We start from the raw sequence: 22,475 nt of genomic DNA, 5'->3' as shown, positions 1-22,475 counted from the left end.
TGCTTTCATCCCTCGTGGTGAAGCCGAACTGTCGCAGGGCACTTTACTTATCGAGCGAGGCGACCGTCTTTTCAAGGGCCTCGCGGAGGTTTTCAGCCAGCGGGTTCGGGCGGCGCTTGGGCATCACGATCCCGATGTAGCGGGTGGGGCAGGGCGGCCGCAGCGCCAGAGTGCGCAGGCCGGGAACCAGCGCCACGCGCGGAATCATGCTGATGCCGACACCGGCCCGGACCAGCGACTGGGCGAAGACGTAGTCGGTGCCGCGGCAGGCCACGCGCGGTTCGAAACCGGCCATCGCGGCGTAGTGGTCGAGCAGGTCGCCGACGATCAGGCAGCCGTGCACCCAGCGCTCGTGGGCCAGGTCGGCGATGGTGACGTCGTTCCGGCCGGCCAGATGGTGCTCGTCCGGCACCACGACCCACATGGGGTCGTCCATCAGCGGGGTGTAGCAAAGGCCGGTGGGAGCAGGCGCCGGGCCGTCGTAGTGGTAGATCAGCGCGAGGTCGGCCGCGCCCTCGCGGACCAGCGGGATCGCGTCCTCCGGCTCGTTCTCCAGGACAGTCAGGTCGACGCCGGCGCGCTCCTCGGCGAAACGGGTCAGGGCGGCCGGCAGAAGGCGCTGGCCGCCGCTGGTGAAGGTGGCCACGGTGAGCTTGCCGGAGTCGGCCTGGGCCAGCCGGTCGATCTCATGCTCGGCGCTGGCCAGCTCGGCCGCGATGGCGTCGCCCGCCTCGACCAGCACCCGGCCGGCGTCGGTGAGCTCGACGCCCCGCGTGCTGCGGGTGGCCACGGGGGTGCCGATGGACCTTTCCAGAGCGCTGATCTGCTGTGACACCGCCGACGGGGTGATCCGGAGTGTGACGGCGGCTTGATTGAAGCTGCCGAGCCGGGCCACTTCTCGCAAGATCTGCAAGCGTCGTACGTCGATCATAAGCGTCCCTAATTACGGCATGAGGAAGTCGGTACTACCGCTTACTACCGTAGGCGACAAGGCTCGAGGTGTGAATCGTCGCGCCTGGCTCCTCTTCCTGCTCGTGTCCGTGCTCTGGGGTATCCCGTACTTCCTCATCAAGGTCGCCATCGAGGACCTGTCGCCGCTGCTGGTCGTGGCCGGCCGCATCGCCATCGCCGCGCTCGTGCTGCTGCCGGTCGCGGCGGTCCGGGGGACCCTCAGCCGCTTACGCGGCCACATCGGGCCGGTCGTCGTCCTCTCCTTCGTCCACATCACCGGGCCGTTCCTGCTGATCACGTACGGGGAGACGCACATCAGCTCCTCGCTGACCGGCCTGCTCATCGCCATCGAGCCGGTCGCCATCGCCCTGCTGATGCTCCGCAGCGAGCCGCTGACGCCGATCCGCGTCGTGGGGCTGATCCTCGGCTTCGGCGGGGTGGCACTGCTCGTCGGGCTGGACCTGTCAGGCGACCGCTGGGGCCTGATCGGGGCCGGGATGGTGCTGGTGGCGGCGCTCAGCTACGCGGTGGCGACGATGCTCGTGCAGCGGCGGCTGTCCGACGTGCCGACGGAGGCGCTGACCGGGGCCACCACGGGCATCAGCGCGGTGGTGCTGGCGCCGTTCGCGGCGTTCGCCCTGCCGACGGCGCCGGTCTCGGGGTCGGCCTGGGCCTCGCTGGTGGTGCTCGGGCTGCTGTGCACGGCGGTCGCGCTGCTCGCGTTCTACCAGCTGATCGGGCTCGTCGGGTCGACCCGGGCCGGCCTCGTCACGTACGTCAACCCGGTCGTGGCCGTGCTGCTCGGCGTGGTCCTGCTCAACGAGAGCTTCGCCGTGAGCACGGCGCTGGGGTTCGCCCTGGTGGCGGCGGGCTGCTGGCTGTCGACCCGGCCCGTCCCGGCGGTTCCGGAGCCGGAGCCGGTCGCCTTACGCTGATCGACATGCGGATTCTGATCACCGGGGCGCGGCGGGGTATCGGGGCGGCCATCGCCGTCGGGCTGGCCCGGCCCGGAGAGACGCTGCTGCTGCACCACCTGGCGGCCGCGGCCGAGACCGAAGGGGTGGCCCAGCGCTGCCGCGACCTGGGGGCCACGGTCTCGCTGCTCGACGCCGACCTGTCCGACCCGGCCGCCGTCGGACGGCTCGCCGCGGCCGCCGGACCGGTCGACATCCTGGTCAACAACGCCGCCCGGGCCTCGAACGTGGACTTCGCGGCCCTGTCGCACGACGAGTGGCAGCAGACGTTCGCGGTCAACGTGACGGCGCCGATGCTGCTGGCCCAGGCTCTCAGCGTCGGAATGGCCGAACGAGGCTGGGGCCGCATCGTCAACGTGGTCTCGCCGACCGTGGTCATGGGCGGGCCGTCCGGGGCGGCCTACGTCTCCAGCAAGGCGGCCCTCATCGGGCTCACCCGGTCCCTGGCCCACGCGCTCGGCGCCTCCGGCATCACGGTCAACGCGCTGTCACCCGGGGCCATCCGCACCGAAGGCGAGGCCGAGCTGGCCCACGGCAAGGACCAGGAGTCCCACGCGCCGCTGCTGGCCCGGCAGGCGGTGCCCCGACCGATCACCCCGGAAGACCTGACCGAGACCGTACGCCTGCTGGTGTCGGCCGGCGCCGCGGCGCTCACCGGCCAGGTCATCGAGGTCGGCGGCGGCCTGGTCTTCCGCTGAGGCCGGGCCGCCGGTACGTCACGTCAGCTCGCCGGCTCCGAATCGTCCGCCGCGCCGGTGGGGCGGGTACGGAGCTGGTCGGCCAGCGTGGCCGGGCGGCGGGCCGGCTTGGCCTCGGCCAGGGTTTCCGGGCGGCGCTGGGCCGGGGGCTCATCGGCGGCCGGGGGCTGAGGCCGGGTGGCCGGCGGGTGGGTGCGGCTGTACTGCGCCAGGTCGGCGGGGCGGGTCTCACGCAGGTGGTCGCCGAGGTCGGCCGGGCGGCGGGTGGGCGCGGCCGGCAGCGCGCGGGGCGTTTCCGGCTCCGGGAAGCCGGTCTCGTTGCGGCCCGAGCGGTGCGGCAGGGGCTGGTCGGCGAGGGAAGCCGGGCGGCGCGCGGCGGGCGGGATGGGCTCGTCGGGGCGGCGCTGGGCCGGGATCTCGCCCCGGCGCACCGGGAGGTAGCTGCTCAGGTCGGTCGGGCGGTCGCCGCGGCTGACGGGCAGGGCCGGGAGACCACGCGGGGTTGCCGGGTCGGGCTGGGCGAGCGGGCGGTCCACGTTGGCGCGGAACGGGTCGGTCTCCGCCACCGGCTGACGGCGAGGGAGCGGGTCGGGGGTGAAGGTGCTCGGGGCCAGGGGCTCCGGGTGGGCGCGGAACGGGTCCGGCTGAACGAGCGGCTCGCGGCGGGTCTCGGCCGGGGTGGCCTCGGCGGCCAGGGGGCGCGGTGAATCGGCCGGGGGAGTCCGCTGAGGGAGCGGGCTGACCGGGGCCGGGGCGGGGTCGGCCGCGGGGGTCCGCCGGGGGAGCGAGTCGATCGGGGCCGGGGCGGCCTCGGCCGGCTCGCTCAGGGAGGTCCGCTGAGGCAACGGGTTGGCCGGTTCCGTGGCGGCTTCGGTCGGGAAGGGCTCGGCCAGGGGCGTGCGCTGCGGAAGCGGGTCGGTCTCAAAAGCGCGCTGCGGCAAGGGGCCGGGCTCGGGGCGGCGCTGAATGAGCGGTTCGGGGTGGGACGCGCGCTGAGGGAGGGGCTCCGGCTGGGACGCGCGCTGAGGGAGGGGCTCCGGCTGGGACGCGCGCTGGGGCAGGGGCTCCGGCTGGGTGGGGCGGAACGGGTCGCCGTCGGGCAGTGAGCGGCGGCGCGGCAGGGGATCGGCCGGGGCCGGGGCCGGGGTGGTCGGTGGGGCCGTGAGCGAAGGGCCTGCGGTGGGCGAGCGCTCGGGCTCGGGCTCGGGCTCGGAGAAATGTTCGAGGTCGGCGGCGAGCGGGCGCTTGGGGAGCTGGGTGGGCTCGGCCGGAGGGGGTGTGGGGGTCTCCGCTGCCGGGGCCGGGTGCTCCTCGCGGACCAGCGGGGCCGGGAGGTGGCGGGTGGTGGCCAGATCGGGGGCGGTGAAGCGGGTTGTCGCGTCGAGGTCGGGGGCGTCGAAGCGACGGGTGGCGTCCAGGCTGGGCTCGTCCCCCGGAGCGGGCTCAGCGGAGGTCGGCGCGGCGGAGACGGCGGCGGGGTCAGCAGGGGCCGGCTCGGCGAAAGCAGGCGCAGCGGAGGCGGGCTCAGGGAAAGCGGGGGCGGGCGTCTCGGGGTGGGCCGGGGTGGAGTTGGTGCGGGCCAGGGAGGAGAGGTCGCGGGTCTGCTCGAAGTTGGTTTCGGCGAGGTCGCGGGCGGCCGGTGGGATCGGGGGGAGGGCCAGGGGCTCGCGGAAGAAGGTGGGGGCCTCGGGGCGGTCGCCGAAGTACGGGGTGGGTGCGGCCGTGTCCACCGGCTCGGGCTCCGCGGGTAGGGCGAAGGCGCTGGTGAACGTGCTGGTCGGGGACGAGAAGAAGAAATCGTCGGGGGCGGACCAGTCGGTGTAGTTGCTGCTGCTGTAGGTCGAGCCGCGGGCGGGCTCGGGGGACTGGAAGAACTGGGTCGAGCTGGGGTAGACCGTGCCCCGGGGCAGGTCGTCGTCCTCGTCGGGGTCGACGATCTCGGCGTCGATGATGTCGTCGACCGGGTCGATGCTCGACTCGACGGAGATCGGCTGGTGGGAGTAGGCGGCCTCGTCCTCGGCCATCTCGGCCTGGGCGCGCTCGATGCCGGCCCGCACGGCCTCGGCCGCCGCGGCCTCGACCAGCTTGGTCTCGGCGGCGTCGGGCGCGGAGGCGACGAGGGCTGCTTCGTCGCCGGCCGGCTCCGTCACAACCGACTGGTCGGTCTGGCCCGCGGCGCGCTCGTCGTCGGCGCGCTCGTCCGACGCGAGGCCGTCCGAGTCGCGCTCTTCGGACGTGAGGTCGTCTGAGATGCGCTGGTCGGACGTGGGGTCGTCTGAGATGCGCTGGTCGGACGTGGGGTCGTCTGAGATGCGCTGGTCGGACGTGGGGTCGTCTGAGATGCGCTGGTCGGACGTGGGTTCGTCAGGGTCGTGCTCGTCCGGCGTGGGGCTGTCCGCGTCGCGCTCGTCCTCAGCAGCCGGAGCAAGGTCGGCCAGGTCGGAGGAGGCAGCAGCGTCGGAGGCGGAGGAGACAGCGGCGTCGGAGGCGAGGGAGGAGGACGCAGCGGAGGAGACAGCGGCGTCAGAGGAGGAAGCCTCGGCGGCCGGGTTTTCCGCGGAGGTGGGGTCGTCCGCGGGGGCCGAGGGTTCGGCGGTGGTTGTGCTGTCCGCCTTGATCACGGGGTAGGCGGCGGTGCGGTCGTCCACGCCGGCGACATCATCCGGGGACGACGCCTGCGCGCCGGACGACGCGAGGTCGGCGACGACCGCTGTCGCGTCCGCCTCGCCGGAGGTGGCGGAGGTGGCTGACGCCGGCTCGGGGGTGTCCGGGATGATCTCCGCGTCGATCGGCTCGTCGTCGGTGATGCGGGGGATCACCTGGGTGGCGGCGGGGTCCGAGGGGAGGCCGGCGGGGAGGGCGTGGGGCGAGGACGCCGCCGGGAGGACCTTCGGCTCCTCGAAGAACGGGCGGACCCAGGACGGGCCGGGGGGCAGGGCCAGCACCTGGGTGTCGTCGGTGGCGGCGTGGCGGCCCGAGGACAGGGCTTTGGCCTTCTGCTCGCCCGCGTGCTCCGACAGGCCCGCGCGCTGCTGGAGGCGCCGCAGGGGGCCGGGGGCCCACCAGGCCGCGTCGCCGAGGAGGCCCATCACGGCCGGGACCAGCAGCATCCGGACGACCGTGGCGTCCAGCAGGAGCGCGATGATCATGCCGACGCCGACGAAGCGCATGGTGGTGACCGAGGAGAGGGCGAACGCGCCGGTGACCACGATGAGCAGCAGGGCGGCCGCGCTGATCACGCGGCCGGTGCGGGACAGGCCGACCGTGACCGCTTCCTTGGTGGTGGCGCCGTGGGCGCGGGCCTCGACCATGCGGGAGAGCAGGAAGACCTCGTAGTCGGTGGACAGGCCGAACACGACCGCCGCCATCAGGACCACGATGCCCGCCTCGAGCGGGGCCGGGGTGACGTTGAGCAGGCTCGCGCCGTGGCCGTCCTGGAAGATCCAGACGAGGATGCCGAAGGTGGCGCTGAGGCTGAGCGCGCTCATCAGCACCGCCTTGATCGGCAGCAGGATCGAGCCGAAGGCCAGGAACATCAGGATCAGGGTGGCCCCGACGAGCAGGCCGATCATGAGCGGCAGCTTGGCCGCGGTGGCCTGCAGGCTGTCGATGTTACGGGCGGTCGTGCCGCCGACGAGCAGGTCGACGCCGCCGGGCACGGGCAGGGCGCGGATGCTGTCGACGACGTCGCGGGCCTCGGTGCTGAACGGGTCGGCCGACTTCAGGGTGGCGGTGAAGACCGTGGTGTCCTTGGCCCGCTGGGCGGGGGTGAGCTGGCTGATGCCGGGGATCTGGCGCAGGCGTACGGCGAAGGAGGAGGTGTCGCCCCGGCCGCGCAGCACGATCTGCACGCCGTCGCCGGCGAACTGCGGGTAGCCGGCCTGCATGGTCTCGATGGCCTGGCGGGCCGAGTCGCCCGGCGGCAGGGTGCGCTCGTCGGCCTCGCCGAACCGGACACCGCCGATCGGCAGCGCGAGCAGCAGCAACCCGGCCAGGATCGGCACCGCCACCACGACCGGCCGCCGGAGCACGCCGCCGGCCAGCCGCGCCCAAACCGATTTGTCCGAATCAGAACCCGCCGCAAAAGGCAGCCGGACCGGAATCTTGTCCACGCGCGGCCCGAGCACGGCCAGCAAAGCAGGCAGCAGCGTCAGCGACAGCAGAGCGGCCAGCCCGACCGCAGCGAGACCACCGTAGGCCAGCGAGTTCAGGAACCCCTGCGGGAACAGCAACAACCCGGCGAGCGCGATCATCAGCAGCGAGGCCGAGAACAGCACCGTACGCCCGGCCGTGGCCACCGTGCGCTGGACCGCCTCGAACGGCGTACGCCCGGCCGCCTGCTCCTCGCGGAAGCGCCCGACCATGAACAGGCCGTAGTCGATCGCCATGCCCAGGCCGAGCAGCGAGGCCACGTTCACCGCGAATGAGTTGACCTCGTGGTGCGACGCGATCGCGTGCAGGATGCCGAGCGAGCCGAGCACCGCCGCCCCGCCGACCAGCACCGGCAGCGCCGCCGCGACCAGCGAGCCGAAGATGAACAGCAGCAGGATCAGGGTGATGGGCAGCGAGATGGCCTCGGCGATCGCGAGGTCGGACGAGGAGCGGGACGTGGACGCGTCGGCCAGCACGGTCGCGCCGGCCACCTGGACCGTGGCCCCGTCGACGGCGAACTTGTCGTCGATCTCGCGGTAGGCGTCGAGCTTGGCTCCGTCGTCGGCCCCGGCCAGGTTGACCACGGCCACGGCGCTGGACTTGTCCTTGGCCGCGTACTGGGCGCTGCGTGTCTGCCAGTACGACGTGGAGCTGGTCACCGCCGATTTGGGCAGCGCGGCGAGCCGCTCCCGGACGCGCTTGCCGAGCGCGGCGTCGTCGATCTTGCCCTTGGTCGGCGTGTAGATCACGACGAGGTCGCCGCCCTGCGCCCCGAACGCCTCCGTGACCGCCTCGGCGGCCCGGGAGGACTCACTGTTCGGGTCGTTGTAGCCGCCCTCGGACACCTGCCCGAAGACACCGAGCCCCCAGACGCCCGCACTGACCACCGCGACGAGCGCGACGGCCAGCACCGGCCACCGGAAGCGGGCCACCCACGATCCAAAGCCCGCGAACACGCAAAACCTCTCTTGTCGCCTACGGCCGGCGGCAGCCGGCCGGGTCGTTATGCAAGCACGTCATCGAAGCGTCGCCGCTTCCAGGGCTACCCCGCCGCAGCCCGTTCCATAGGTCGCCTCGGTGGTCCAGGTCAGCCGCAGCTGCCCGCTCTTGGGAGCGTGGTACGCCACGGTCAGCACCGCCGTGCGCAGCGTCCCCGTCTGCTGATCGAGCACGATAGAGCCGCCGGCCGTGCCCGTGGAGAGCCGGGCGGTCAATTTTCCGCGGGCCGCCAACGACCCCACGTAGAGCGAGAGGGTCCGCGGGGTGGGCCCGGCCGGCGCCGAGAGTGTGAAGCCGTTGCCCTTTCCGCAGGTGCGGATGCCCGTGGGGGTGCCGGCGCTGGCCGCCACCGGGCTGCCGCCGTTCCAGGTGAACTTCTCCGCGCTCAGTTCATGGCGGAACCGGGGCGCGGTCGGCGCCCCCTCCAGGATCTTGAAGCCGCCGTCCTTGTCGCGTTCGAGGGAGAACGTCCCGTCCAGTCCCCAGTGCACCCAGTCGGCGGAGCCGGCGGCCGACAGGTCGACCACGGACGGCACGGCGGCCCGGGTGATCCGGACGCTGCCGGGGTCGACGCTGGGGCTGCGGAACACCGGCGGCTTGGGCGAGGTCGGCGGGGGCGACGGCGACGCGCTGCCGAGCGGGATGAGCCCGTCCGAGCCGGAGGCCGAGGGCAGCCGGAGGTCGCCGAGCGCCGGCGCGGGCGGGTCGACCGGCGGCAGCGCCTCGTCCTTGTGCACCATCGCGCGCGACGCCACGAACCCGAAGCCGATCACCAGCAGCACCCCCGCGAGGATCACCGCGGCCGAGGACAGCACTTCTTTGCGGTGGCCACTGGCCTCGAGACCGTCCGGCGTGGGCCGGCGGAGACCGGCCCGATGGCCCGTCGGGCGTCGGCGCGGGGACAAGCGGAGCTCCTGGGGGAAAGGAAAGACGCTGAACAAAGGCACACGATCTCACTTCGGCGTGTGACGGTGAAGAGCGGGATGCGTGACCGCCCGGACGGGGGATCACCCGCCTCGGCGGTTCGGTGGAGGTTTCACGCGGCGTATTCGCGTATAGCGCGTAGGGTGTCCGAAGTTTCCGGACCGGCGGCCCACAGGAGAAGACATATGAGTTCCCCCGTCAGCACCGACGCCCGTAAGCGGCGCGGCCAGGCCATCGGCGGCGCGGTGGCCGGCGTCGCCGTGATCGCGGTGCTCGTCGCCGTCTTCGTGACCGTCCGGAACAACGACGACGGCACCCCCACCGCGCAGCCGGCCGCGGCGCCGGCGTCGGCCGCGGCGCCGGCCGAGGTCGCGCCCACCCAGGCCGCGCCGAGTGAGAGCGCACCGGCCCAGGTCGAGACCCCGGCCGCGCTGTCCAAGGAGCCGGAGGTCAAGGGCGGCCAGGGCAAGTTGTCCAAGCTCGCGGTCACCGCCCTGGTCCCCGGCACCGGCCCCGCGGTCCAGAAGGGCCAGACCATCACCGCCAACTACAAGCTGGTCAGCTACCAGTCGGGCCAGGTCATCGACTCCTCCTGGTCCCGCGGCGAGCCGTTCAGCACGGCGATCGGCGTCGGCCAGGTCATCAAGGGCTGGGACGAGGGCATCCCGGGCCAGAAGGTCGGCAGCCGGGTCCAGCTCGACGTCCCGGCCGCTCTCGCCTACGGCGAGCAGCAGGGCGACCTCCGGTTCGTGGTGGACATCCTGGCGGCCCAGTAACGCTTCGCAGAGGTACGCAACAGAGAACAGAACCCGCTCCCAGCGGCCGGCTGGGTGCCACGAAGGCTCCTCACCGGCTTCCGGCCGGTTCGGTGGTCGCGGTCAGAGCTCCGCGACCACCACGTCGAGCTGACGCGGCCGCCCCGCGGCCACCGGGTGCTCCTCGACCGTGTACTTCAGGTCGCGCAACGCCCCGGCCACCTCGTCGATCGAGGCCGGCCGGGCCCCGGCCTCGGCCAGCGCCCGCACGATCCGCCCCTTGGTCGCCTTGTTGAAGTGGCTCACGACCGACCGCTGGGCCACCCCGCCGACCGTGCGCTCGTGCAGCACCCGCACCGTGGCCGCGTCGGCGCCCGGGGTCCACATCGCCCCGTACGCCCCCGACCGCAGGTCCAGGATCGGCCCGTCGAGCGGGTCGAGCGCCTTGGGCAGCGCCTTCTTCCAGTACGCGGTGAGCCCGCCCACCGTCGGCAGCGTCACCCCGACCGAGCAGCGGTAGGCCGGGATCCGGTCGTCGAGGCGGACCACGCCCCACAACCCGGAGAACACGACCGCCGTCTCGTCCAGCCAGGCGCGGGCCGCCGGGGCCAGCGACGGCGCGTCCAAGGCTTCGTACAGCACCCCGCTGTAGATCGAAGCGGCCGGCGCCGCCGGCGCCTCCAGCAGCGTGGCGTTCAGCGCGATCTCCGAGGCCTGCCCGGCGCTCAGCCCGAGCGTCGCCAGCGAGGAGGCCACCGACCGGGCGCTGGTCCGCTTGCACAGCGCCACCAACTTCGACAACACCCGCTTGCGGGCCGGCGCCAGCGCGGGCAGCCAGTGCGTCGCGAGATCGACGGGAGAACCAGAAGCGGCCGGGGTCTTGCCCTCGGACGGCGGCAGGAGTATCAGCACGCCGCGAGACTAGCCGGGGCTACGGTCGGCCAGGGCATCGGTCACCGTGGCATAGACCGCGATGCGCGGGGTCAGCCCGACCGTCTCCAGCAGCCGCTCGATGAAGTCGCTGGGCGCGGCCAGCCGCAGCCATCCACCGACGGCCCGGGCCCGGTTGTGCCCGATGACGAGCGCGCTGAGCCCGGTCGAGTCGCAGAAGCCGACCCCGGACAGGTCCACGATCACCATCGGCCGCGGCCGGTCGAGCACCTGGTCGAGCGTGGTGGTCAGCACGGTGTTGCTGTCGATGTCGAGATCTCCACGGACGGTGATCACCACCGACTCGTCGGCGTTATCCACCACGGACACGTGCACGAGCTGCCTCCCCGGTTCCGGCACCCTTGGGCGTCGCCATGTCACTGCCCAATCGGTGACTAAAAGTCACCTGGATCCGGGAACGGAACCGGCCGGAACGGTCACAGTCGTCTTCACCGTCGCCTGGTCGAGCTCGCCGATGCGTACCGTGAACTTGATCTCGTAGGTGCCCGGCAGCGGGAAGGCGATCGCGCCGACCGCGTGGTGACGGGGGATCAGCCCGAGCAGCGGCTGGGTCACCGGCTCGAGATCGTTGTCGTCGAGCAGCCGCGAGGTGACGCTCCACTCGTCGGCCGGCAGCGGCGCCCCGGCCGGGGTGTAGACGAAGGCGTGGATCGTGTTGCTGTCGCCGATCTCGACCGGGTAGATGTTGAACTGCAGCGTGTACAGCGGCGAGGTCAGCGTCTGCGACACACCCTCCTCGCGCACCGCGCCCTGGTCGACGACCGCGCTGCGCCCGGGGTTGATCTGCACCAGCACCGAGCTGAGCCCGAGGATCACGACGGTGGCCAGCACCTCGACGCCGACCGTGCGGCGCAGCCCGGCTGCGCCGGGCGCCCGGTGCACGAGCTTGCGCGCGACCGCGGCGAAGGCCAGCGTCACCGCGAGCACGGCCACCTTGGCCAGCAGCAGCCGCCCGTACGAGGTCTGGTAGAGCGCGCCGATCGACCCGACCTGGACCACCGCCTGCACGACGCCACCGGCCACCAGCCAGACCACGGCCAGCGCGGCCCATCGCGACCAGACCGGCAGCACCACGCCGAGCACCCGCGGGTCGGTGCGGCGCAGCAGGAACACGGTCAGCGTGACCAGGCCGCCGAGCCAGACCGCCATGGCGGCGATGTGCACCACGTCGGACGCGACGATCACAGCGGCCAGCGGCGAGGCGGCCGCGTGCCCGGTCAGCGGCCACGTCGTCATGCCGCCCAGCGCGAGCAGGACCACGGCCAGCGACCGGAGCCGGCCCGCGCCGCCGCGCAGGACCGCCGGGAGCAGCGCGGCGAGCAGGGCCAGCACGCCGAGCCGGGCCAGCAGGGTGACGCCGTACGAGCTGGACAGCACCTCGCCGAGCTCGGTGGGCGAGACGTCCCACAGGGCGGCCCCGCTGCTGGCCGGCGCCTGCGCCCACAACGAGCCCAGCGTGGCCACGCCGATCAGCCCGAGACCGGCGCACACGACCTTGATCGCACCCGCGCGCGGGCGGCGGCGCGGCCACAACACGGCCAGGAACAGCGCGGGACCGGCGGCCAGCGTCAATCCCGCGTACCCCACGAAGCGCGTGACGGGGGTGGCCAGGGTGACCGACCGATGGGTCCCGGCCTGACCGGGGTCGGCCGGGCGGGTGGAGGGCGCGCCGACCGAGAACGTCAGCGCGCCGCCGATGGGATGGCTGTCGGCCGAGATCACCCGGTAGCTGACCAGGTACGTGCCGAGCGGCTGGTCGGCCTTGCGGACCGGGATGCGCAACGTCGACCCGGTCGCCTTGGCTTCGCCGGAGATCCGCTTGCCGTCCGGCGAGATCACCTGGACCCGCCCCGACACGGGTGTGATCGCCTCGCTGAAGGTGACGACGATCTCCGAGGGTGAGGTGCCGACGATGCTGCCCGGGGCCGGGACCGCCCCGAGCAGGGACGCGTGCGCCTGCGCGGGGGAGGCCGGAACGGCGAGCACACCGAGGGCCACCAGGAGCAGGAGGAGCACGCGCTTCACGGGAAGTAGTTCGGATAAGGAGACGGAAAGGTTCAACCGCTTACCGCGCGGATGCCGAGGGTATCCGGTGTCGATACGCTCACGGCAGGTTCACGCGCCGCCCTGAAGAGGAGACCGTCATGTCCGTCAACCCCCGCGCCGGGAAGCCCGCCGAGCCGCGCGATCTGATCGACGTGCCCAAGGTCGTCTCCCGGTACTACACGGAGCACCCCGACCCGGAGGTGGTGGGCGAGCGGGTCACGTTCGGCACGTCCGGGCACCGCGGCTCCTCCCTGCGCAACGCCTTCAACGAGGACCACATCGCCGCCACCAGCCAGGCCATCGTCGAGTACCGCCGGGCCCAGGGCACCGACGGGCCGCTGTTCATGGGCCGTGACACGCACGCGCTGAGCGAGCCCGCGATGATCACGGCGCTCGAGGTGTTCGCGGCCAACGACGTGACCACGCTGATCGACAGCCGCGACGGCTACACCCCGACGCCGGCGGTGTCGCACGCGATCCTCACCTACAACCGCGGCCGTACGAGCGGTCTGGCCGACGGTGTCGTCGTCACGCCCTCGCACAACCCGCCGGACGACGGTGGCTTCAAGTACAACCCGCCGAACGGCGGCCCGGCCGACACCGACGCCACCAAGTGGATCCAGGACCGGGCCAACGAGCTCATCAAGGACGGTCTCCGGGCGGTCAAGCGGATCCCCGCGTCCCGGGCCCGTTCCTCCGAAAGCGTCAAGGGCTACGACTTCCTGGACTCGTACGTCGGCGACCTCGCCGCCGTGATCGACATGGACGCGATCCGCTCGGCCGGCATCCGTATCGGCGCTGACCCGCTCGGTGGGGCGAGCGTCGCCTACTGGGGCGAGATCGGCCAGCGGTACGGGCTGGACCTGACCGTGGTCAACCCGAACGTCGACCCCACCTTCGGCTTCATGACGCTCGACTGGGACGGCAAGATCCGGATGGACTGCTCGTCGCCGTCGGCCATGGCGTCCCTGATCGCCCAGAAGGACCGGTTCCAGCTGGCCACCGGCAACGACGCCGACGCCGACCGGCACGGCATCGTCACCCCCGACGCGGGTCTGATGAACCCCAACCACTACCTCGCGGTGGCCATCAACTACCTGTTCGGGGCCCGCAAGGACTGGCCGTCGGGCGCCGCCATCGGCAAGACCCTGGTCTCCTCCTCGATGATCGACCGGGTCGCCGAGAGCCTGGGCCGCCGCCTCGACGAGGTGCCGGTGGGCTTCAAGTGGTTCGTGCCGGGCCTGCTCGACGGTTCGATCGGCTTCGGCGGCGAGGAGAGCGCCGGCGGCTCGTTCCTGCGCCGCGACGGCGGGCCGTGGAGCACCGACAAGGACGGCATCCTGCTCGACCTGCTCGCCTCCGAGATCGTCGCGGTCACCGGCCGGACGCCCAGCGAGCACTACCGCGACCTGACCGCCAAGTTCGGCGAGCCGGCCTACGCCCGGATCGACGCCCCGGCCACCCGCGAGGAGAAGGCGATCCTGGCCAAGCTCTCGCCCGAGCAGGTCACGGCGAAGGAGCTGGACGGCGAGCCGATCACCGCCGTGCTGACCTCCGCCCCCGGCAACGGGGCCCCGATCGGCGGCCTGAAGGTGGCCACCGCCAGCGGATGGTTCGCCGCCCGCCCGTCCGGCACCGAGGACGTCTACAAGATCTACGCCGAGTCGTTCAAGGGCCCGGACCACCTCGCCCGGATCCAGGAGGAGGCCCGCGCCGTGGTCGGGAGCGCGCTCAAGGGCTGATCTTTCTCAGGAATGCGGCTCGGTGGCCGACAGGTAGGCGGTAGGAACACGCCTATCCGGGAGCCGTAGACCGCATGACTGAGGCCGTGAAGCCCGCCGCGATCCGCGCGGGCGGCGGTGCCCTGGCACCGTTGCTGGTGGCGGGTGCCGCCACGCTGGCGGTCGTCGTCTGGCTGGTCGCCCGCGACCCCTCGGACGTGATCTACGGCTACATCGGCGGCCCGGTCGCGCTGCTCGCGGCGGCCTTCTCGCTGCAGCGGCTCGGCTCGACCGTGGTGCTGCCCCGGGTGGTGCGCGCGTTCTGGCGCCAGCTCGGGCACGCCGCGGTCATCCTGCTGGCCGGCTCCTCGACCGCCCTGGCCCTGGCCAACAACAACGCCGGAATGTCGCTCTACGTCGCCGTGCCGCTGCTGACCGGTGTGCTGTGGGCGATGACCGCGTTCCTGCGCCTGCCGCTGGGCGACCGCACCGGGCTGGGCTGGGCGCGGGTGCTGCTCGACGGCGCCACCGTGGCGGTGGCCGGGGCCCTGGTCTTCTGGTACGTCGTGCTCAGCTACGCCGCCCCCGGCTCGGACCTGGTCACCCGGGCCGCGGCCGGGGTGGTCGGCGTGGCCGGCCTGCTCTGCCTGGTGGTGATCGGCAAGGCCGCGGCCCGCAAGGACGCCCCGGTCGACCCGCTGTCGCTGCGCATCCTGACCACCGCCCCGATGGTCGCGGTGGCCCTGGCCGTGCTGCTGATCGCCGGTGACGACACGTCCCGGCTGATCCTGTCGGTGCTCGGCAGCCCGCTGGTGGCGCTCTCGTTCGCCGCCGCCGCCTACCGCCAGCGTCGCGTGCACCTGCGCACCGCCGTGCTCCAGGTGCGCGGCCGCCGCTCGGTCTACGAGTTCCTGCCCTTCGTGGCCGTGGTCGCCACCGCCGGCCTGGTGACCGCGGTGTCGGCCCAGCAGATGGCGGGCCGCGAACGCGCCGTCATCGTCGGCGCCGTCCTCATCGCGGCCCTGGTCGTGCTGCGCCAGCTGCTCGGGGTGCGCGAGAACCGGCAGCTCGTGGCCGGCCTGCAGGCCCAGCAGGCCCAGCTCGAACACCTGGCCATGACCGACCCGCTCAGCGGGCTGGCCAACCGCACCCGGTTCACCACGGTGCTGGCCGAGCGGCTGGCCGCGCACCGGCCGGCGGCCGTGCTGCTGATCGACATCGACGACTTCAAGACGATCAACGACTCGATGGGCCCGGCCGTCGGCGACCAGCTGCTCTACCAGATCGCGCAGCGCCTGGCCGGGCTCGCCCACGACGGCGAGCTGCCGGCCCGCCTCGGCGGCGACGAGTTCGCGGTGCTGCTCGACGTGGAGGAGGCGGCGTCGGCCGAGGCCGCGGCGGGCCGGGTGCTGGCGGCGCTCTCCGAGCCGTTCCGGGTCGGCGAACATCACCTGCTCGCGCACGCCAGCCTCGGCATCGCCATCGCCGGGCCGGGTGACACCGCCGACGAGGTGCTGCGCAACGCCGACATCGCCATGTACGCGGCCAAGGAGGGCGGCAAGGCGGCCTGGACCCGCTTCGAGCCGCGGATGCGGGCCGACGTGGTCAACCACGCCCGGCTCGGCAGCGAGCTGCACAACGCCATCATCCGGCGCGAGCTGTTCCTGCTCTACCAACCGGTCTTCGACATCGTCACCGGGCGGCTGCACGGGGCCGAGGCGCTGGTGCGCTGGACCCACCCCACCCGCGGCTTCGTCTCGCCGGGCGACTTCATCCCGGTCGCCGAGCGCTCCGGGCTGATCGTGCCGCTCGGCTCGTGGGTGCTGCGCGAGGCGTGCGAGCAGCTCGCCCGCTGGCGCCAGGAGCACGGCGACGGCGCCATCAAGGCGATCAACGTCAACGTGGCGGTACGCCAGCTGCGTGAGCCCGGCTTCGTGGACGAGGTGGCGGCGGTGCTCAGCGAGACCGGCCTGCTCCCGGCCAACCTGGTGCTGGAGGTGACCGAGTCGTCGGTGGCCGACGGCCGGCAGGTCCGCGAGACGCTGCACGCCCTGCACGAGATGGGGGTGCGGCTGGCCCTGGACGACTTCGGCACCGGCCAGTCGTCGCTGTCGCTGCTGCGCGCGTTCCCCGTCGACGTCCTCAAACTGGACAAGTCGTTCGTCGACGGCATCACCGACGGCGAGGACCGCGGCCGTCTGGCCGTCGCCGCGGCCGTCGCCCAGCTGGCCGAATACCTGCAGCTCTCCGCCGTCGCCGAGGGCATCGAATCGCTGGAGCAGCTCGAACGGCTGCGCGAGATGGGCTACCGGCTCGGCCAGGGCTTCTACATGGCCAAGCCGCTCCCGGCCGGCGAGGCCGGCGCGCTGATGAGTGCGAACGCGCCGGCTCCCGCGATGTACGCCGCTTAGCGGTTACGAGGCGATCGCCCGCGGAGCGAAGCGGAGCCAGTAGCTCAAGCCTCTACCTCGTTGCGGTCGTCGGTGGCCCAGAGGGTGTGGAACGAGCCCTCCTTGTCGACGCGGTGGTACGTGTGGGCGCCGAAGAAGTCCCGCTGGCCCTGGATCAGGGCGGCCGGCAGGCGCTCGGCCCGCAGACCGTCGTAGTAGGCCAGCGCCGACGAGAAGCCCGGCGACGGGATGCCCTGGGCGGCCGCGGTGGCCACCACCCGGCGCCACGCGTCCTGGGCGCCGCTGACCGCGTCCAGGAAGTACTGGTCGACCAGCAGGGTGGCCAGCTCCGGCGACTTGTCGTAGGCCTGCTTGATGAAGTCGAGGAACTTGGCCCGGATGATGCAGCCCGCGCGCCAGATCTTCGCCATCGCGCCCGGGTCGATCTCCCAGCCGTACTCCTTGCTGGCCGCCTGGATCTGCTGGAAGCCCTGCGCGTAGGCCACGATCTTGGAGGCGAACAGCGCCTGCTCGACGTCGGCCTGCAGGTCGCCGTCGTGGGCGCCGGCGGTCGCGGACGGGCCGGGCAGACCCGCGTCTGCGGCTGCCTTACGCACGTCGGCCCCGCCGGACAGCGCCCGGGCGAACACCGACTCGGCGATGCCGCTGACCGGCACCCCCAGGTCAAGGGCGGCCTGTACGGTCCAGCGGCCGGTGCCCTTCTGCTCGGCCTGGTCGAGCACCACGTCGACGAACGGCTTGCCGCTCTCGGAGTCGACCTGCTTGAGCACCTCGGCCGTGATCTCGATCAGGTACGAGCCCAGCCGGCCCTCGTTCCAGCCCCGGAACACGTCGGCGATCTCGGCCGGCGAGTGCCCGCCGACCCGGCGCAGCAGGTCGTACGCCTCGGCGATGAGCTGCATGTCCGCGTACTCGATGCCGTTGTGCACCATCTTGACGAAGTGACCGGCGCCGTCCGGGCCCACGTGCACGCAGCACGGCTCGCCGTCGACCTTGGCCGAGATGTCCTCGAGCAGCGGGCCGAGCGCCTCGTACGACTCCTTGGAACCACCCGGCATGATGCTCGGGCCGTGCAGCGCGCCCTCCTCGCCACCGGACACGCCCGTGCCGACGAAGTGCAGCCCGCGCTCCTTGAGCGCCGCCTCCCGCCGCCGGGTGTCCGCGAAGTGCGCGTTACCGGCGTCGATGAGCATGTCGCCCTCCTCCAGCAGAGGCGCGAACTCGTCGATCACGGCGTCGGTCGGCTTGCCGGCCTTCACCATGATCACCACGCGGCGCGGGCGCTCCAGGCTGGCCACGAAGTCCTCGGCGCTCTCGGACGCGATGAACGTGCCCTCGTGCCCGAACTCCTCGACCAGCTCCTTGGTGCGGTTGTAGGAACGGTTGTGCACCGCCACCGTGTGCCCGTGCCGAGCGAAGTTGCGGGCCAGGTTGCGCCCCATCACCGCCAGGCCGGTGACCCCGATCTGTGCCTTCTCCGACATCACTGACACCTCTCCGTCGCTCTAGCCACGCGAACATTCTTACGGGTTAGTTGCGACGGTGGTTCGACCATGTTCCACGGTTCTCATTTATTGGCGCCGCGGCGCTGGGCTGGACGAGGCCTAAGATCCGCGCAGCGGTAGGCTTCAGCGCATGCCGAGCGGGACCTGCTGATCGATGAAGCGCGGCGAGATCTGGACGATCGGCCACCGGACGGATCTTCGGTACCGCGTGCTCGTCCTCTCCGCCGACTCGTTCAACGACCGCGACAACGCCTCCCCGTTCTGCGCCCCGATCGTCCGCCAGCGCGGCGCCACCGAGCTCCCGCCGTACGCGGTCGCCCTCACCGAGCAGGACCCGATCACCGGTGTCGTCGTCGTCAACCGCATGCGGCGCCTCCCGGCCGCCATCGGGGCGGAGCGTATCGGCATGGTCACCGGCCAGAGCATGGCCCGCCTGACCGAGGCCATGCGCGCCCTGTTCGAGCTCTGAGTACCGCTCGGTTCACCCCCTTGGGGCCGCCCGTTCGAGTGACGGTGTGCGATGTTCGCCGCAGGTGGAACCCTTCCCGTATGAACGGACGATGACGACCCCGGTCCCGCTGACGTAAGCAGGAGACCGGAGCCGAACGGGGAGGGAGGGCACAGGTGGGACAGGCGTATGCCGCTGCGATCGAAAGCCTGCGGCCGACTGTGACCACCGAACCCGGTGAGGCCGGCCGGCTCACCGTCGAGCGCGCCGTCGGGCTGCTCGCGGGCCGGGCCCGGTGCCGGCTCGCCGAGGCCCACCGCCACCTGCTGCAGATGGGGGCCGAGCAGGGCCGCGACCTGATCGAGGTGGCCGGCGGCGTCATCCGCCTGCTGGACGGGCCCGACCCGGGCCCGGCGCCGGTGGCCGGGCTCTCCACCGTCGTCCCGGCCGGGCCGGTGCGCCAGTTCGCGCCGTGGATCGCCACCGTGCAGCGGGTCCTCGACGTGGCCCCGGGCATGGCGTCGTTCTTCACCGTCGAGCGCGACCCGGCCGGCCGGCTGGCCGATTTGGTCTGGGCCGCGGTCAGCCCGGAGGCCGTGGCGCCGGGCGGCCTGCGTGGCGCCCAGCTGCTCGGCCGGCGCATCTCCCAGCAGTTCCCGGACGTCGTGGCCAGCGACCGCTGGCCGGTCTACGAGCAGGTGCTCGAGACCGGCCGCCCGGCCGTGCTCGGCCCGTTCCGGCACGGCGACGGCCTCTACACCGTGCGCGCGCACCGGCTCGGCGTGGGCCTGCTGCTCAACTGGACCCGGCACGACGAGTCGCCCGTCGGCGACCGGCTGGCCGGCACCGAGCGCCTGGGCAACCTGGGCTGGGGCGAGTGGGATCTGATCAGCGACGACGTCTACTGGTCGGACCAGCTCTACCGGATCTACGAGCGCGATCCGCGGCTCGGCCCGCTCAGCCAGGCCGAGTCGGAGGCGCTCGCGCTGCCCGAGGACGAGCCGCTGCGGGCGGCGGCCCGGGTGGCCTTCGAGCGGGGCGAGCGGGTCGACGTGACGCTGCGGGTGCGCGTCGGGGAGCGGATCAAATACCTGCGTACGGTGGCCGACGCCAGCCGTGACGCCGAGGGCCGGCCGCTGCGGATCTTCGGCATCGTGCAGGACGTCACCGAGCGCGAGACCAGCGCCCGGCGCCTGGCCGAGGTCGAGCGCGAGCTCGACGAGCAGCGCCGCGACCTGGCGGCCGAGCACGAGCTGGCCGGCAAGCTGCAGCGGATCATCCTGCCGATCCCGGACGGCCCGATCGAGCTGCCCGGCCTCAAGGTGGCCCTGCGCTACCTGCCGGCCGGCGAGGAGAGCCTGGTCGGCGGCGACTGGTACCACGCGGCCGAGCTGCGCGACGGCTCGGTGCTGCTGGCAGTGGGCGATGTGGCCGGGCACGGCACCCGCGCGGCCAAGACGATGGCCCAGCTGCGGCACGCGCTGCGGGCGCTGGCCGTCACCACCAGCGACCCGGCCGAGCTGCTGCGCCACCTCAACGCCCTCACCTGCGACCTCGAGCGGGAGACGCCCGAGCTGGCGGCCACCGCCGTGGTGGCCCGCTTCGACCCGAAGGGCCGCGAGATCGTCTGGGCCCAGGCCGGTCACCCGCCGCCGCTGCTGAGCCGCGGCGGCCACACGGCCCCGCTGGACCGGCCGTCCGGCCCGATGCTGGGCGTGATCGACGACGCCCGCTACGAGACCGCCCGGTTCGACCTGCGCGTGGGCGACCTGCTGCTGCTCTACACCGACGGCCTGGTCGAGCACCGCGACCGCGGCCTCGACGACGGCCTGGCCACCGTCATGCGCACGGTCGACCAGGCCGTACGGGCCTCGCCCCGCCAGCCGCTGGGCGAGCTGCTCGCGCGCCTGCAGCAGGCCAACCCGGCCGACGACACGTGCATCCTGGCCGCCCGCCCGGTCAGCGGCGAGACCCAGGATCTGCGCCGCTACCTTTCCGGAGTTTGACCCGGCGGCCCCGGATTCGCGAGATCATGTTGGGCGATGACGGGCCGTCTGTTCGGGATCCTGTCGCCCTTCGTCGGGGGCGACTACTACGGCGCGATCATCGCTGGGGTCAACGACGCGGCGGTGGCGGCCGGGGACGACATCGTCGGCATCCAGACGCTCGACCCGGGCTCCTACAGCGCCGACCGCAGCGGGCTGCCCGACTTCCGGCGGCCGATCTCCTGGAAGCACCTGGACGGGCTCATCGTGCTGCCGGGGGCGCTGCACGCCTCCTACGCCAAGGGCGCGCGACGGGCCGGCCTGCGCGTGGTCTCCGTGGGGCAGCAGCTGGACGAGTGCCCGGCCGTGCTCGCGGACAACCGCTCCGGCGTCCGGGAGGCGGTCGGCCACCTGATCGGCCACGGGCACGAGCGGATCGCCTACGTCGGCCATCTCGCCCACTTCGACCTGCGGGAGCGGCTCGAGGGTTACCGGGAAGGGCTGATCACAGGCGGTCTGGAGCCCGACCCGGCGCTGGTCTTCGACTCGGGCGACAACCACGAGAGCGGCGGCGAAATGGTCGCCGATCTGCTGCTGCGCCAGGGCGTGCCGGTCAGCGCGGTCGTCTGCGGCACCGACCGCAACGCGATCGGGCTGATCGAGAGGTTCCAGGTTTCCGGCTACCGCGTGCCGGCCGACGTGGCGGTGGTCGGCTTCGACGACATCGTCGACGCCACCTACCTGCGGCCGAGCCTGTCCACCGTCCGTCAGCCGGTCGAGCTGGTCGGCACGACGGCCCACGCGCTGGCCTGCGCCCCGGAGGGGGACGGGATCTCGTACGTGGCCACGGCCTTCGTGCGGCGCAGCTCGTGCGGCTGCCCCGGTATCGGCCTGCCGGTCAGCGAGGAGCTCACCCGGTCGCTGTTCGGCGAGGTCCGCTACCTGCAGGACACCCTGAACGTCCAGCACGAGCTCGGCCTCGACCTGCTCGGCGCGCACGAACGCGACCCCCGCGCGCTGGCCTGGCTGCAGCGCACGACGCTGACCGCCGGCTGTCTCGGGCTGTGGAGCCACGGCGCGGTGCCGGCCCGCGACACCGAGCTGAGCATCGTGGGGGAGTACCCGGGCCATCCGGGCTGGGCCGGGACGCCCATGCGGGTCAGCGAGTTCCCGCCGGCCGAGCTCTTCGACCGGGCCGACGGGGCCGCTGGGGAGATCGTCTTCGTGGTGCCGGTGCGCAGCGGCCTGCGCGACTGGGGCGTGCTGGCCGCGATCGGCAAGGTCCAGCAGAGCACCCCGGCCGGCCGGGAGATCATGAACCACTCGGGGGCGCTGCTGGCCAACGCGCTCGACCGCGGGGCGATGGTGGCCGCGCTGCGTGAACAGGAGCAGAGGCTGCGCGACGCGGCCCTGCACGACGCGCTGACCGGCCTGCCCAACCGGGTGCTGCTGGCCGACCGGCTCGAACAGGCCGGGTTGCGGGCGGCCCGGAGCAAGGAGCACCGGTTCGCGGTGCTGCTGCTCGACCTGAACGGGTTCAAGGCGGTCAACGACTCGCTCGGGCACGCGGCCGGCGACGTGCTGCTGATCGAGGTGGCCCGCCGGCTGACCGGGCTGCTGCGCGAGTCGGACACGGTGGCCCGGCTCGGCGGCGACGAGTTCGTGGTGCTGCTCGACGGCCTGCACGAGCCGGGCGCGGAACGCGTCGTGCGGGACGCGATCGCGACCCGGCTCTGCGAGCCCTACCTGATCGACGGCGAACAGGTCGAAGTCGGCGTGAGCATCGGCGTGGCCCTTTCGGGCGACGGCTCCACCGACCCCGACCGGCTGCTGCGCGAGGCCGACGCGGCAATGTACCGAGCCAAACCGGTGTCGCGGTCGCGTTAGGGCCGCGTCGCGCCGGCTCGGGCTCGTTCCCGCCCGGTCGCGCGGGCCCGGGTCTTCCGCCCGGTCTC

At 72.9% G+C, this 22,475-nt stretch carries 15 protein-coding genes; 8 read left to right on the top strand and 7 right to left on the bottom strand.

What is annotated here, in order from left to right; translation table 11 throughout:
- Positions 1 to 43 precede the first annotated feature (43 nt).
- Complete coding sequence (locus AB0J66_RS45495; RefSeq protein ID WP_364674475.1) at positions 44 to 913, bottom strand: LysR family transcriptional regulator; 870 nt, start codon at positions 911 to 913, stop codon at positions 44 to 46.
- Positions 914 to 1,001: 88 nt separating this feature from the next.
- Here AB0J66_RS45495 and AB0J66_RS45490 point away from each other — a divergent pair, with 88 nt between their 5' ends.
- The gene (locus tag AB0J66_RS45490) at positions 1,002 to 1,886 is read left to right on the top strand and encodes a DMT family transporter (RefSeq protein ID WP_364674473.1); all 885 of its coding nucleotides are present in this window, start codon (positions 1,002 to 1,004) and stop codon (positions 1,884 to 1,886) included.
- Positions 1,887 to 1,891: 5 nt separating this feature from the next.
- Entirely contained in the window at positions 1,892 to 2,623 is a 732-nt protein-coding gene (locus AB0J66_RS45485; RefSeq protein WP_364674470.1) for an SDR family NAD(P)-dependent oxidoreductase, read from the top strand.
- 23 nt (positions 2,624 to 2,646) lie between these two features.
- On the opposite strand, the gene AB0J66_RS45480 is transcribed toward AB0J66_RS45485, so the two are convergent.
- A complete protein-coding gene (locus AB0J66_RS45480; RefSeq protein ID WP_364674467.1) occupies positions 2,647 to 7,731 on the bottom strand; it encodes an efflux RND transporter permease subunit in 5,085 nt (1,694 codons plus the stop codon).
- 60 nt (positions 7,732 to 7,791) lie between these two features.
- On the bottom strand, positions 7,792 to 8,679 hold the full coding sequence (locus tag AB0J66_RS45475) for a hypothetical protein (RefSeq protein ID WP_364674465.1): 888 nt from the start codon (positions 8,677 to 8,679) through the stop codon (positions 7,792 to 7,794).
- A gap of 204 nt (positions 8,680 to 8,883) precedes the next feature.
- Here AB0J66_RS45475 and AB0J66_RS45470 point away from each other — a divergent pair, with 204 nt between their 5' ends.
- Positions 8,884 to 9,474 (top strand): FKBP-type peptidyl-prolyl cis-trans isomerase, encoded by a 591-nt coding sequence (locus AB0J66_RS45470; protein WP_364674464.1) that lies wholly within the window; start codon positions 8,884 to 8,886, stop codon positions 9,472 to 9,474.
- A 102-nt stretch (positions 9,475 to 9,576) separates the two neighbouring features.
- On the opposite strand, the gene yaaA is transcribed toward AB0J66_RS45470, so the two are convergent.
- The 3 genes from yaaA to AB0J66_RS45455 form a co-directional block, all read right to left on the bottom strand.
- Entirely contained in the window at positions 9,577 to 10,365 is a 789-nt protein-coding gene (yaaA, locus tag AB0J66_RS45465; protein WP_364674461.1) for a peroxide stress protein YaaA, read from the bottom strand.
- 9 nt (positions 10,366 to 10,374) lie between these two features.
- Entirely contained in the window at positions 10,375 to 10,713 is a 339-nt protein-coding gene (locus AB0J66_RS45460) for an STAS domain-containing protein (RefSeq protein ID WP_364674459.1), read from the bottom strand.
- A gap of 72 nt (positions 10,714 to 10,785) precedes the next feature.
- Positions 10,786 to 12,429 carry a copper resistance protein CopC gene (locus tag AB0J66_RS45455; protein ID WP_364674457.1) on the bottom strand — a complete coding sequence of 548 codons (1,644 nt, stop codon included), beginning with the start codon at positions 12,427 to 12,429 and terminating at the stop codon, positions 10,786 to 10,788.
- A 119-nt stretch (positions 12,430 to 12,548) separates the two neighbouring features.
- Between AB0J66_RS45455 and pgm the strand changes: the two genes are divergently transcribed.
- Positions 12,549 to 14,192 (top strand): phosphoglucomutase (alpha-D-glucose-1,6-bisphosphate-dependent), encoded by a 1,644-nt coding sequence (gene pgm, locus AB0J66_RS45450; protein WP_364674454.1) that lies wholly within the window; start codon positions 12,549 to 12,551, stop codon positions 14,190 to 14,192.
- Positions 14,193 to 14,266: 74 nt separating this feature from the next.
- Positions 14,267 to 16,582 carry a bifunctional diguanylate cyclase/phosphodiesterase gene (locus AB0J66_RS45445; protein WP_364674452.1) on the top strand — a complete coding sequence of 772 codons (2,316 nt, stop codon included), beginning with the start codon at positions 14,267 to 14,269 and terminating at the stop codon, positions 16,580 to 16,582.
- 44 nt (positions 16,583 to 16,626) lie between these two features.
- Here the strand turns inward: AB0J66_RS45445 and gndA are convergent, their stop codons facing one another.
- On the bottom strand, positions 16,627 to 18,066 hold the full coding sequence (gene gndA, locus AB0J66_RS45440; protein WP_364674449.1) for an NADP-dependent phosphogluconate dehydrogenase: 1,440 nt from the start codon (positions 18,064 to 18,066) through the stop codon (positions 16,627 to 16,629).
- 175 nt (positions 18,067 to 18,241) lie between these two features.
- On the opposite strand from gndA, the gene AB0J66_RS45435 reads away from it, so the two are divergent.
- From AB0J66_RS45435 to AB0J66_RS45425, 3 genes are all read left to right on the top strand, one after another.
- Positions 18,242 to 18,556, top strand: coding sequence for a type II toxin-antitoxin system PemK/MazF family toxin (locus tag AB0J66_RS45435; protein ID WP_364674447.1), 315 nt, complete (start codon positions 18,242 to 18,244; stop codon positions 18,554 to 18,556).
- 200 nt (positions 18,557 to 18,756) lie between these two features.
- The gene (locus AB0J66_RS45430; RefSeq protein ID WP_364674445.1) at positions 18,757 to 20,541 is read left to right on the top strand and encodes a SpoIIE family protein phosphatase; all 1,785 of its coding nucleotides are present in this window, start codon (positions 18,757 to 18,759) and stop codon (positions 20,539 to 20,541) included.
- Between the two features lie 36 nt (positions 20,542 to 20,577).
- On the top strand, positions 20,578 to 22,407 hold the full coding sequence (locus AB0J66_RS45425) for a GGDEF domain-containing protein (protein ID WP_364674443.1): 1,830 nt from the start codon (positions 20,578 to 20,580) through the stop codon (positions 22,405 to 22,407).
- Positions 22,408 to 22,475: the final 68 nt, after the last annotated feature.

The organism is Actinoplanes sp. NPDC049598 (genome assembly GCF_040675435.1).
In the GTDB taxonomy this organism is placed as follows: Bacteria; Actinomycetota; Actinomycetes; order Mycobacteriales; family Micromonosporaceae; genus Actinoplanes.
This window is presented reverse-complemented; position numbering and strand designations above follow the sequence as displayed.

Bases quoted from the DNA above. Each gene is read 5' to 3' on its own strand.
- AB0J66_RS45485 (WP_364674470.1), top strand. From the start codon at position 1,892: ATGCGGATTCTGATCACCGGGGCGCGGCGGGGTATCGGGGCGGCCATC.
- AB0J66_RS45470 (WP_364674464.1), top strand. From the start codon at position 8,884: ATGAGTTCCCCCGTCAGCACCGACGCCCGTAAGCGGCGCGGCCAGGCC.
- pgm (WP_364674454.1), top strand. From the start codon at position 12,549: ATGTCCGTCAACCCCCGCGCCGGGAAGCCCGCCGAGCCGCGCGATCTG.
- AB0J66_RS45445 (WP_364674452.1), top strand. From the start codon at position 14,267: ATGACTGAGGCCGTGAAGCCCGCCGCGATCCGCGCGGGCGGCGGTGCC.
- gndA (WP_364674449.1), bottom strand. From the start codon at position 18,066: ATGTCGGAGAAGGCACAGATCGGGGTCACCGGCCTGGCGGTGATGGGG.
- AB0J66_RS45435 (WP_364674447.1), top strand. From the start codon at position 18,242: ATGAAGCGCGGCGAGATCTGGACGATCGGCCACCGGACGGATCTTCGG.
- AB0J66_RS45425 (WP_364674443.1), top strand. From the start codon at position 20,578: ATGACGGGCCGTCTGTTCGGGATCCTGTCGCCCTTCGTCGGGGGCGAC.